The organism is Microvirga sp. BF8, assembly GCF_059888585.1.
Window position 1 is genome coordinate 3,884,877 of record NZ_CM187619.1, and the last position, 11,966, is coordinate 3,896,842.

9 protein-coding genes are annotated in these 11,966 nt (G+C 60.7%); 5 read left to right on the forward strand and 4 right to left on the reverse strand.

Annotated elements, in window-relative coordinates:
* Positions 1–2: 2 nt before the first annotated feature.
* Both AC522E_RS18330 and AC522E_RS18335 read left to right on the forward strand, forming a co-directional pair.
* Positions 3–1,019: an ABC transporter ATP-binding protein gene (locus tag AC522E_RS18330; protein WP_500747663.1), complete on the forward strand. Its 1,017-nt coding sequence runs from the start codon at positions 3–5 to the stop codon at positions 1,017–1,019.
* Positions 1,016–1,999 (forward strand): peptide ABC transporter ATP-binding protein, encoded by a 984-nt coding sequence (locus AC522E_RS18335; RefSeq protein ID WP_500747664.1) that lies wholly within the window; start codon positions 1,016–1,018, stop codon positions 1,997–1,999. The genes AC522E_RS18330 and AC522E_RS18335 overlap by 4 nt, the downstream gene beginning before the upstream one ends.
* Positions 2,000–2,010: 11 nt before the next feature.
* On the opposite strand, the gene AC522E_RS18340 is transcribed toward AC522E_RS18335, so the two are convergent.
* Positions 2,011–4,035, reverse strand: coding sequence for an AI-2E family transporter (locus AC522E_RS18340; protein ID WP_500747665.1), 2,025 nt, complete (start codon positions 4,033–4,035; stop codon positions 2,011–2,013).
* 364 nt (positions 4,036–4,399) lie between these two features.
* Here AC522E_RS18340 and AC522E_RS18345 point away from each other — a divergent pair, with 364 nt between their 5' ends.
* A complete protein-coding gene (locus tag AC522E_RS18345) occupies positions 4,400–5,038 on the forward strand; it encodes a dienelactone hydrolase family protein (protein ID WP_500750756.1) in 639 nt (212 codons plus the stop codon).
* Between the two features lie 36 nt (positions 5,039–5,074).
* Entirely contained in the window at positions 5,075–7,156 is a 2,082-nt protein-coding gene (locus AC522E_RS18350) for a M3 family metallopeptidase (RefSeq protein ID WP_500747666.1), read from the forward strand.
* A 257-nt stretch (positions 7,157–7,413) separates the two neighbouring features.
* On the opposite strand, the gene AC522E_RS18355 is transcribed toward AC522E_RS18350, so the two are convergent.
* From AC522E_RS18355 to AC522E_RS18365, 3 genes are all read right to left on the reverse strand, one after another.
* Positions 7,414–8,430, reverse strand: coding sequence for an aldose epimerase family protein (locus AC522E_RS18355; protein WP_500747667.1), 1,017 nt, complete (start codon positions 8,428–8,430; stop codon positions 7,414–7,416).
* 3 nt (positions 8,431–8,433) lie between these two features.
* Positions 8,434–9,312: an SMP-30/gluconolactonase/LRE family protein gene (locus tag AC522E_RS18360; RefSeq protein ID WP_500747668.1), complete on the reverse strand. Its 879-nt coding sequence runs from the start codon at positions 9,310–9,312 to the stop codon at positions 8,434–8,436.
* Positions 9,313–9,377: 65 nt separating this feature from the next.
* Positions 9,378–10,577, reverse strand: coding sequence for an amidase (locus AC522E_RS18365; RefSeq protein ID WP_500747669.1), 1,200 nt, complete (start codon positions 10,575–10,577; stop codon positions 9,378–9,380).
* A gap of 160 nt (positions 10,578–10,737) precedes the next feature.
* Between AC522E_RS18365 and AC522E_RS18370 the strand changes: the two genes are divergently transcribed.
* Positions 10,738–11,943 carry an ABC transporter substrate-binding protein gene (locus AC522E_RS18370; protein WP_500747670.1) on the forward strand — a complete coding sequence of 402 codons (1,206 nt, stop codon included), beginning with the start codon at positions 10,738–10,740 and terminating at the stop codon, positions 11,941–11,943.
* Positions 11,944–11,966: the final 23 nt, after the last annotated feature.

The window sequence follows — 11,966 nt, forward strand, 5'->3', positions numbered from 1 at the left end:
TCATGGCATTGCTCGAAATTGAAAATCTTTCGGTCGAATTCCCGACCCAGGGCGGCATCATGCGTGCCGTCGACGGTGTCAGCCTCAAGCTTGAGGAAGGCGAGGTACTCGGCGTCGTCGGCGAATCTGGCTCCGGAAAGAGTGTCACGATGCTGGCACTCATGGGCCTGGTGCCTTTCCCCGGGCGAGTGCGGGCGGATAAGCTCTCGTTCAACGGCCGTGATCTTCTGACGATCTCCGACCGCGACCGTCGCAAGCTTACGGGCAAGGACGTCGCGATGATCTTTCAGGAACCGACGACCAGCCTCAATCCCTGCTTCACCATCGAGTTCCAGCTCACCGAGACGCTGCGGCTGCATGAGGGCATGGACCGCAAGACAGCCCGCCGCCGCGCCATTGAGCTTCTGGACCAAGTCGGCATTCCATCGCCGGAGAGCCGCCTATCAGCATATCCGCACCAGCTTTCGGGTGGCATGAATCAACGCGTCATGATTGCCATGGCCATCGCCTGCAATCCAAGGCTGTTGATTGCGGACGAGCCGACGACCGCTCTCGACGTGACCATTCAGGCACAGATCCTGGACCTTCTGGTTAATCTGCAGAAGGAGCGTAACATGGCTCTGGTGATGATCACGCACGACATGGGCGTCATTGCCGAGACGGCCAAGCGCATCATGGTGATGTATGCCGGCCAGATCATGGAAGAGCGCGCGGCCGACGAACTCTTTACCTCGCCTCAGCATCCCTATACCGCAGCTCTCCTCGCCGCCTTGCCGGAGAACAGTAAAGGGGGGCGCCTTTCGACGATCCCCGGTGTCGTCCCCGGCCTTTACGACCGTCCGCGGGGCTGCCTGTTTAGCCCCCGCTGCATCTACGCAACGGAGCACTCGCGCAACGTACGCCCTGAACTCCGTTCCTGGGCCGGTGGACAGATCCGTTGCCACTATCCTCTCGGCGACCCGAGCCGTGCGGAACGGATCAAGGCCGATCACCCTCTTGACGCGGAGGCTGCATCGTGACCGGTCCCGTAGTTGAAGCTCGCAATCTGAAGCGCGTCTACGAGGTGCGTCGCGGACTGTTCAAGGAGCCTGGTCGCCTGCAGGCCGTAGGAGGCGTTTCGTTCTCCATCGAACCCGGCAAGACGCTGGCCGTCGTCGGCGAGTCCGGGTGTGGCAAGTCTACGCTTGCTCGAATGGTGACGCTGATCGAGAAGCCGACCGAGGGCACGCTGAACCTCGACGGCATGGATGCCATTCATCCGCCGGCCGGCAAGGCGAAGGATCTGCGCCGCACGGTGCAGCTCGTGTTCCAGAACCCTTATGGATCGCTCAATCCTCGCAAGAAGGTCGGGACGATCCTTGAGGAACCCCTTGCGATCAATACCAGCCTCTCCTCGGCCGAGAGAACCGAGCGGGCGCGCGCCATGATGGCGAAGGTCGGCCTGCGGCCCGAGCACTACGATCGCTATCCGCACATGTTCTCGGGTGGCCAACGCCAGCGTATCGCCATCGCGCGCGCGCTCATGCTCTCACCCAAGCTCGTCGTCGCCGACGAACCCGTCTCCGCGCTTGACGTCTCGATCCAGGCACAAGTGCTCAATCTGCTGGCCGACCTGCAGCAGGAGATGGGGCTCGCCTATCTGTTCATCTCGCACGACCTGAGCGTTGTTCGCTACATCGCGGATGATGTGTTGGTCATGTATCTCGGTTTTGCCGTTGAGCAGGGGCCGAAGGCGCGCATTTATGAACGTCCCTTGCATCCCTATACACAGGCGCTCCTGTCATCGACGCCCGGCACGGGGGGAGAGAAGCGCAAACGCATCGTTCTGAAAGGCGAGCTGCCTTCGCCGCTCAATCCGCCGAAAGGCTGTGTGTTCTCGACACGCTGCCCCTTCGTAACGGAACGATGCAGGGCCGAGCGGCCCGCCCTGCGCCCTCTCGACCAACGTCTTGTAGCGTGTCATTACGCCGAAACCTTCCTCGAGAACCCACCTATTTGACGTTTTTGCCCTTAGGCTGGGAGCGGCAGGCGCGCCGCCCCCGGCATGGTCTGAACGGCCTGCGACGGAGACGAGGATCTGTCCTCCAATGACTTCTCCTCACCTGTCGCACTCTTCACGCACAAGACAACGGCTTCGCGCAGGGACGATACGTAGTAATCGGCACCGAGTGACGCTTGTCGGCTCTGATTGCTGAGCACCGCATCATCCATCGGCCAGAGACCGACCAGGATTGGTAAATTCGGCAGGCGGTTACGAAGACGCCGCAGCAGATAACGCAGGTGAGCCGGAGTGCCGCCAATCTCGAGATAGGACAGGCATATCATCCGAACATTCGTGACATCGAGGGTCGCGATTCCGACGCGGGAGACGGCCGCATAGGGTACCGTGCGGGTCCCCAGGCCGTGCTTGTCAAGCAGCTGCGCCAGCATGGAGGCAGCGGCTTCATCGAGGGGGCCCCTGCCGGCGATGCACAGGACTGCGCCTTCGGCCCGCCATTCTTCGGGAATCGGCGCCGCCACGGGCGGCGACTGCCCAATGGCGGGCTCCTTGATCACTGGCTTCTCACTCACGGGAGATGCCACGGGCTCATCCTCCGTCTCCTTGTGCTCGGGCTCCACATCGTCATGTCCATCCAGGTCCTGGACAAGCGCTGCGACCACGTCCTTGACCTGCTCCAGCTGGTGGACGGTCAGCACCCCGCGACCTGCATCGTTGGCCGCCAGCTGCAGTCCCTTAAGGGCAACTTCGTCGTAATATGATGTGAGCGAACGCTCCCGAAGCAAGATTTCTGCGGATTCGAGCGCCTCGTCGGGATCGCCAGCCAGCATGCGCTGATAGAGGTTCTCTGCTGGCGTCAAGGCAGGCCGGTCACCGAGGAGGACATCCAGGAACTCGAGCCTCTCCACGTGGCGCCCCAGCACGACGAGGCAGAGCGTCAAGGGCGTCGCGATCAACAGTCCGACTGGACCCCAGACCCACGTCCAGAAGATGGCGGAAAGGACGACGGCGAAGGGCGAAAGCCCAGTACTTTGTCCGTAGACAACAGGTTCGATCACATGTCCCATGAGCGGCTCGCCGAGCAGGAACAGGGCCGCCGTCATCACGGCCATGCTCCACCCAGGGTCGACGGCGGCGGCCAGCGCGATCGGGAACGCGGCGGCAATGAAAGACCCAATATAGGGCACGAACCGCATCAGGGCCGAGAAGACGCCCCAGAGCAGCGGGCTCGGCACACCAATGGCCCATAGCCCGATGGCCACAAAGACGCCAAATGCCGTGTTGAGGCCAAGCTGGATTAGGAAATAGCGGCTGAGCCTGCGAGCGGCATCATCCATGGCGAGAGTGGTACGGTGCAGATCGCTGGAGCCGAACAGGCGGATCATGCGGTCACGCAAGTCCTCACGCTGAAGCAAGATGAACACCAGGACGACGAACACGATACCCATCGTCGCAAGGGGTTGGAGCAGCGGCAACACGAAGTTCCGAGCCAGTTCGACAGGCGTCGGATCGGGCTGATGCACTTCCACCGGAAGAGGAGCCGGAGGCTCGGGCTCCTGCGAAGGAGCCGGAGAAGGCGTGGATGCCTGCTTTTCCTCGGGATTCTGCTGGACCGCACGGTCGAATTCCCGGCCCATGTTCTTAAGGAGAGAGGGTATCTGCCCGAGGGTTCCCTCCCTGAGGGAACCGACCTTCTCCTTGATGGTATGCTGGTAGCGTGGGAGATCCGTCGCGAGGCCCGCGAGCTGGAAGCCGATCACGGTGCCGAGCGAAAGAATGATGCCGAGAGCGACCAGAACGGCGATGATGACGGAGGGGACGCGGCCCAAATGCCATCGCCGCATGATATCGACAAAGGGGGCAAGCACAAAGGCGAGCAGAATCGCAAGCACGATCGGCAGGAAGACATCCTGTCCGATATAGAGCGCTGCCAGCACCACGATGCCAACAATCAGGGTCATTAGGCCGGAAATGCCGGGGACGCTCGGCGGGGGAACCTCGGTCTGAGGGGGTGTAGACGGCTGGGCAGCGGACATGAATCCCTCTTCTCCGAGACCGTGGGACAGTTCTTGGCTTCCCTACAACGCTCCTGGCCCCTGAACGATCCTTGGCCGTTCCACGAATGGGACCTTTTGCCATCTGGCAGTACCGGTTCTCCACCCCACCTCGGAGAGGAAGGATCTTAGGGCAGCGCGTTCATGCCATGCCTCGCGACCCTTTAAGGACGTCCATTCCAGTCGCCGCGTGAAGAAATATCGGGACCAATCCTCATTGGGGCGACCCGACATCCCGTTGCCCCAGTCCCTCCAAATCGGAGAATCCGAACCGATGACGGTCATTGAAACACGCCGGAGCTTTTCCAGCGGCGGGAGGGGTATTGCCGTCGAAGTGTTCGAAACAATGCAACTCCCATCCAGCCCAGCAGTAATCATGCTTCACGGAGCTGATGGCCTGGGACTCAATGCACAATATCGCACTGGCGCCCGAGCAATCGCCGCTTCAGGGTATCGAGTCCACCTCATCCACTATCTCGACAGAACAGGAGAGCAGCGTGCCTCGTTCGCGACCCTCTTCCAGAACTTCTTGCCCTGGACCGAGACAGTGCGGGATGCGTTGGCCTGGGTTTCCGGCCGAGCCGAGATCGATCAAAGCAGAATCGGGCTTGTCGGAATATCACTGGGAGCGGCGCTAGGACTGGCTGTCTCCAGCATTGATTCCCGAATCCGGGCAATGGTCAGTTTTTTCGGACCATTGCCACAGGGCGCCGTCAGTCACGACGCCCGCTTGCCGCCTACCCTCGTTCTGCACGGTGCCCTCGATCCGATCGTGCCAGTGGTCAACGCCTATGCCATCGAAGCTCTGCTGCGGCACAGGGACATCCCCCATGAGGTGAAAGTCTATCCGGGCGAAGGCCATGGGTTTCGGGACAGAACCCAGAAGGATGCGACGCGGCGTGCCCTGTCCTTTCTTCATCGCCATCTCGCGTGCGATCCAGAGTTCGAACCCAGTCCTCTTTCGCCCATCGACCAGGATAGGTAATAAGGAATTGTAGGAACGGCGGGAATGAAGATCGTCATGGCATCATCAGCGGCAGACCAGATTGCGAACCCCCTTCTCGAACCATGGACGACGCCTTACGGGCTGCCGCCCTTCCAGAGCATCTTGCCAGAGCATTATCGGCCTGCCTTCGATAGAGCTCTCGCAGAACAGAAGGCGGAAGTCACCGCCATTACCGAGAACGGCACCGCTCCCACATTCGCCAACACCATTGAGGCTCTGGAGCGCAGCGGCGCGGCACTCAAGCGAATCGGTGGGGTGTTCTTCAACCTCGCTGGATCGCATACAAACGATGCTATCCAGGCCGTCGAGCGTGAGATGGCACCCCTTCTCGCCAAGCATCGCAACAGTATCTTCATGGACGGGGCTCTGTTCCAACGTGTGGATGCGCTCCATGGAGAGAAGGATCGCCTTGACCTTTCCTCCGAGCAGTCGCGCGTTCTCGATCGTTACCATACGATCTTCGTCCGTGCGGGAGCGCGTCTCGGCAGCGAGGACAAGAAGCGCCTCGCGGAAATAACCGAGCGCCTTGCAAGCCTCGGCACACAGTTTTCCCAGAACGTGCTGGCCGACGAGAAGGCTTACCGTCTCGTCCTTGAAACTGAAGACGATCTCGCCGGCTTGCCTCCATTCCTGCGGGAGGCTGCGGCACAGGCTGCCGAAGACGCCGGCCTGAAGGGAAAGTACGTCATCACCCTGTCGCGCTCCAGCATCGAGCCGTTCCTTCAATTTTCGAGCCGTCGCGACCTGAGAGAACAGGCCTTCCAGGCTTGGGCGCGCCGCGGTGAGAATGGTAACGCTGCAGACAATGGCACCATCATCGCGGAAATGGTGCGCCTGCGTGCCGAGCGCGCGAGGCTCCTGGGCTACGACACCTTCGCAGACTTCAAGCTCGCCGATACCATGGCCAAGACACCGGAGGCGGTTCTTTCCCTTCTGCGGGAGGTCTGGTTGCCGGCACGGCAGCGCGCCATGCAGGAGCGTGACGACCTTCAGTCTCATGCGCAATCACATGGCGATAACATCATCATAGAACCATGGGACTGGCGCTATTATGCCGAACAGGTGCGAAGCGCCAAGCATGATCTCGATGAAGCCGCTATCAAGCCATACTTCCAGCTCGACCGGATCGTGGCTGCCGCCTTCGATACGGCACATCGTCTCTTCGGTCTGAACTTCGAAGAGTTGAAGGACTTTCCCCGCTACCATCCGGATATTCGCGCATGGAAAGTCAATGACATGTCCGGGGAATTTGTGGGCATCTTCATCGGCGATTATTTTGCCCGCGCCTCCAAGCGAAGCGGAGCTTGGATGAGTTCCTTCCGCTCGCAGGAGAAGCTGAGCGGAGATGTTCGGCCCATTATCGTCAATGTCATGAACTTTTCCAAAGGAGGGCGGGACGAGCCATCACTCCTTAGCTTCGACGATGCAAGGACTCTGTTCCACGAATTCGGCCATGCGCTGCATGGCCTGCTTTCCAACGTAACCTATCCCTTGCTGGCCGGGACAAGTGTTTCAACCGACTTCGTCGAGCTTCCGTCACAACTCTATGAGCATTGGTTATCGCAGCCGGGCGTGCTGCGTCGCTATGCGATCCATTATAAAACCGGCGAACCGATCCCGGAAGACCTGCTGGAACGCTTGATGGCCGCGCGAAATTTCAACCAGGGCTTCGCGACCGTGGAATATCTCGCTTCTGCATTTGTCGATATCGATCTCCATCGTCTGACGGACGCGAACGAACTGGACGTGAGCGCCTTTGAGCGAGCATCTCTCGACCGGATCGACATGCCGCGTGAAATCATCATGCGTCATCGGACCCCTCATTTCACGCATGTCTTTTCGGGAGATGGCTATTCGTCCGGCTACTACAGCTATCTCTGGTCAGAGGTCCTGGATGCAGACGCTTTCAACGCATTCGAGGAAGCGGGCGATGCTTTCGATGCGGAAGTCGCGACACGATTGAAGAACTACATCTATTCAGCGGGAAACCTGCGCGATCCCGCCGAGGCGTACATCGCCTTCCGGGGTCGCCTGCCGACGCCGGATGCGCTTCTGGTCAAACGGGGATTGACGGCTCCTGTCACGCTCGAGGCGTAAGCATTAAAGCGCTGTAGCCGTGTGGAGGCGCCATTCACGTGGCTTCGCAGAACAGGCCGGCTTGCGGTTGGGGGGAATCGTCCGTTCCAGTGGCGACGCGGATCGAGGCTGACGCAGAACACTCAACAGGAAGGCTGCTCCCTGCGGGTCAGACTTCAAGGCGTTCGCATCGAGCACCGGCATATCGGTCTTCCCCTCACCTGCGCCCACGGAAAGCGCCTTACGAAAACAACAGCTCATCAAACGGCAAAGTTCCCTCAAAAGGAGACGAATCGAAGTTCGCTGATTTGTCGGGAAACCAAACCGGGAGACAGAATACAGGCAGGAAAATGGGCGTTATTAGGGCCGTCGGGAAACCGCTGCGGCTCAAGGCAGAGTCCGGCATGGGGTCCGTAATGGATACCATTCAGGCCAGCGGCCGGGACATCGAGCATGTGCCCATCGTAGAACTGGACTCCCGGCTCCGTGGTCCAGAGTTCCATCGCAAGATTGTTGCCGAGGGATTGCAGTAACGCCACGTGGCGAAGCTCGCCCGCGCTTCCATTCAGGACGTAATTGATATCGTAGGGGATTCGTTCCTTCAGCAACTGGGCTGCACCGATGGGCCGGGGATGCCGGAAATCGTATGGCAATCCTGTCACGCTTCTGATTTCGCCCGTCGGAATGAGATTCGGCATGGTGGGGGTGATGTAATCAGCGGCGATCATGAGGTGGTGCGAACAGATATCCGGGCTGCCATCGAGATTGAAATAGCTATGCGTGGTCAGATTGACCGGCGTCGCCTGGTCGCAAACAGCCTCAAGTGCGATTCTCACCGTGGCAGGAGCCAGAAGCGAATAGGTGCAGGTCGCCATCAGGCGGCCGGGATAGCCCATGTCCCCGTCCGGGGAAACGAGGGCGAGCGTGACACTGGACGGATGCAGGTCGATCACGGTCCAGAGGCGGGTCCCGAAGCCGCGCGATCCGCCGTGAAGCTGGTTTCTTCCCTCGTTTGCATCCAGCTTGTAGGTTACTCCGTCAAGCGTGAACTGCGCCTGTGAGATCCTGTTGGCGTATCGGCCCACGATGGCGCCGAAATAAGGGGAGTGGGCCTTGTAATCCTCGATCGTATTGAGGCCGAGGACCACGTGCTGCTTCCTCTGCCGCGTGGGAACGATCAGATCCCTGATGACGGCGCCCCAGGTCAGGACGTGCATTTCCACCCCGTCGGGACCCTCCAGCACGATTTCCTGGACCTCTCCCTCGTCAACAGATCCGAACCGACTGACCGTCATGACCTATCCCTCGAAGATGTTGGCCGTGACGCCGTGGGTGCCTGTCTCGACGGCGTAGAGATGTCCAGCCATGGGATCGGTGTGAGGATCGTGGCCGATGCTGGCTGTAGTAATGTAGAGCGTCCTGAGATCCGGGCCTGCGAATGCGCAGTTCGTTACCTCTGCCGTGGGAACAGGCACGACGAGTTCAGCTTGCCCATCTGGCGTGAAGCGCGTGATGCGCGACCCTCCCCAATGGCACACCCAGACATGGCCCCTGTGATCGACCGTCATCCCATCCGGATGTCCCCATCCTTGCTCGAACTGGACGAAGATGCGCGGCTTCCCGAACCGGCCCCTATTGAAGTCGAAGGCATAGATGATCCCGCTTGTCGTGTCGGTCGCGTACATCGTCCTCCCGTCCGGGCTCGAGGCTGGACCGTTCGTGACAACGATGCCTTCATGAAAGCAGGAGAGTTCCTTGCCGTCCCAACGCCAGAACGCCCCCGTCGGCGCCGTCTCCGCGTCGTGCATGGTGCCGAAGTAAATGGCGCCGTCAGGACCCACATGACCGTCGTTAATGCGATTGCCCGGCCGGCCAGGCTCCGGCGCCACGACGGGAATGAGTTCGCCGCTCGAAAGATCCAACCGGGCAAGCCCTGACTTGAAGCCGCCGATGACGACATTTGGGTCGAGAGTGAGCACGACAAAGCCGACCTCCTCGGGCACCTGGAGGCGCTGGTGCTGGCCCGTTGCGGGTCGATAGCGCCACACGCTCGGATTCTTGATGTCGACCCAAAGCAAGGTTTCCGTGCGGTGATCCCAGACCACGCCTTCGCCCAGGGTACAGGCGCTAGGCACGACGACGTGTGGAACTTTGGCATAGACGATCGGATGGCTCATCTTCGCCCCTCTCCGTGCCGTTGGCATTTCCCCTCTGGCCGTAACTCGGCCGGATGCGGATCGATTCAAGCCCCGATCCCTCCGGCTCTGGCGATTCGGGCTGCCAGAGCCACGAGACTGAGATCGGACTCCGCAGGGCCCAGCAGGGACAGGCCAAGTGGCGCCCCACTCCTGGTCGCAAGAGGAATTGAGACTTGCGGCAGGCCGGAAAGCCCCGCGAGACATTGCAGATTCAAGGCCTTGTTGCGGTAGTCGTTCAGCGTCTCGTCGCTCTCGGTCAGGAGCGGTGCCACATCCGGCATGCTCGGCAGAACCAGAACGCTGTCCGTGCCAAGTGCGGCCTTGAAACGCTCTCGAAAGGCGTTGCGAATCACCTGAGCTTCAGCGACTTGGCGATCGGTGATCCCTTTCGAAAATTCGAAACGATCGGTGACGCCCAGGCCCAGCGGTGGCTTCAGGCGCTCGATCATGGCGCCGTCGACGCTCCAGGCCTCCCGGCCCTGGATGTAGCGCATGGCCCAGTAGAGGGTCGTGAACCCTTCGCCCGCCACTGCAATCTCCCGGATCGGACCCAGCACCATTTCAACGTGTCGGACGGCAGGAGCCAGAGCTGATCGAACGGCGCCGTCGAGTAAGGCAAACGCGTCCTTCGCCACCAACACCCGGGGATGAGCTGGCAGGGGGACGCTGTCAGCACCGAGGAGCACCTTGCCGACGCTTTCGAAGACCGCACCATCGCGGGTAAAATAGCCGCAGGTGTCGAAGGATGGAGCTAGGTCGTGACAGTTTTCCAGGCTGATCCGCTCATGAGTCGGACGAATGCCGAAGAGGCCGCAATGACTGGCCGGGGCCCGGATCGATCCTCCCGTGTCGGTGCCGAGAGCGAAGTCGCACAAGCCGTTCGACACTGCCGACGCCGAGCCGGACGAGGAGCCACCGGGAATCCGGTTGGGTGCCCGCCCATTCACAGGCGTGCCGAAATGGGCATTCTTGCCGCTCATGGAGAAGGCAAGCTCATCCGTGATCGTCTTGCCCACGAAACGTGCGCCTGCATCGAGAAGTTTCCGCACCATGGGTGCGGTCCGGGTCTTGATGCCAGACATGGCCAGCATCTGCGGAGAACCTGCGCTCGTTGGGTAGCCGGCTACGTCGAACAGGTCCTTGACAGCAAAGCTCAAGCCAGTGAGCGGCCCGTTTTCGGCATTCGGCACATCGGCGGGCGGATACGGCATGAAGGCGCGGGCAGGATCGTGATCAAGGAGCATGGCGCAGCGCTAGTGACGGAGGGCGAGGAGACGTATGAGATTGGCACCGGCGTCGCACCCGTGGCAAGGCAGGAATTCCTCTTCTCCAGACGATTGAGGCTTCCTTCCCGGTACGATTAGCCCTACACCCTCGCTGATCCTTAAATGCAGGGGATGACAGATGGTGAAGACGTCGGCGGCCCGCTGGATGGTTCTCGGACTGGGATTGGCGCTCGCAGGACCCGCTGCCCAAGCGCAACCCGCTCCAATCAAAATCGGCGAATTGAACTCCTATGCCAAATGGGCCGCCTTCACTGTGCCCTACCGTCAGGGTTGGCAACTTGCCCTCGACGAGATCAATGCCAAGGGCGGCGTGCTCGGCCGCAAGATCGAAATCGTTTCCCGCGACGACGGAGCCACGACTGGCGATGCGACCCGTGTAGCGGAGGAGCTCGTGACACGCGAGGGCGTCTCCTTCCTGTTCGGCTCCTTCCTGTCGAATGTAGGCGTCGCCATGGCAGACTACGCCAACCAGAAAAAGATCCTCTATATCGCCGCCGAGCCGCTGACTGATGCCATCACTATGGCGCAGGGCAACCGCTATACCTTCCGCGTTCGGCCAAGCAACTTCATGCAGGTGGGCATGCTGGTGGATAAGGCGAAGGCCTCCGGCGCCAAACGCTGGGCCATCATCGCGCCCAACTACGAATATGGCCAGTCCGCCGCTGAAGTGTTCAAACGCCTGATCAAGGAGCGCGTCCCGGGCGCCGAGATTGTTGCGGAACAATATCCGGCGCTTGGCAAGATTGAGGCCGGAGCCACCGTGTCCGCCCTTGCACAGGCAAAGCCGGACGGTATCTTCAACGTCACCTTTGGGCCGGACCTCACGCAATTCGTCCGCGAGGGCAACTCGCGTGGATTGTTCGAAGGAAAGACGATCCTATCGCTGTTGACCGGGGAGCCCGAATGGCTTCTCCCCCTCAAGGATGAGATTCCAGAAGGTTGGACCGTCACCGGTTATCCCTGGGATCAGATTCAGGATCCCAGGCACAAAGCCTTCGTCGATTCCTACCGCGCGAAGTACAACGATACGCCGCGGCTCGGCTCGCTTCTCGGCTACATCGTCGTGAACATGATCCGGGATACGATCGAGCGTGCCGGATCCGTGGAGACGGATGCTCTGATCAAGGCTCTCGAGGACGCGAAATTCGACACGGTGATCGGACCGGTGACGATGCGCGGCATCGACAATCAATCGACCATGGGTGCCTGGGTTGGAAAGCTCGTCCTCAAGGGCGCGAATGGCGGGATGACCGACTGGGGGTACAATGACGGCACATCATTCATGCCGTCTGAGGCCGAGGTGAAGGCAATTCGGAAGGACTGATGCGGCTATGGCCTCGCGCGGGT

Coding starts and splice junctions, on each gene's coding strand:
- AC522E_RS18330 (WP_500747663.1), top strand. CDS start 3: ATGGCATTGCTCGAAATTGAAAATCTTTCGGTCGAATTCCCGACCCAG.
- AC522E_RS18340 (WP_500747665.1), bottom strand. CDS start 4,035: ATGTCCGCTGCCCAGCCGTCTACACCCCCTCAGACCGAGGTTCCCCCG.
- AC522E_RS18345 (WP_500750756.1), top strand. CDS start 4,400: ATGCAACTCCCATCCAGCCCAGCAGTAATCATGCTTCACGGAGCTGAT.
- AC522E_RS18350 (WP_500747666.1), top strand. CDS start 5,075: ATGGCATCATCAGCGGCAGACCAGATTGCGAACCCCCTTCTCGAACCA.
- AC522E_RS18355 (WP_500747667.1), bottom strand. CDS start 8,430: ATGACGGTCAGTCGGTTCGGATCTGTTGACGAGGGAGAGGTCCAGGAA.
- AC522E_RS18360 (WP_500747668.1), bottom strand. CDS start 9,312: ATGAGCCATCCGATCGTCTATGCCAAAGTTCCACACGTCGTCGTGCCT.
- AC522E_RS18365 (WP_500747669.1), bottom strand. CDS start 10,577: ATGCTCCTTGATCACGATCCTGCCCGCGCCTTCATGCCGTATCCGCCC.
- AC522E_RS18370 (WP_500747670.1), top strand. CDS start 10,738: ATGGTGAAGACGTCGGCGGCCCGCTGGATGGTTCTCGGACTGGGATTG.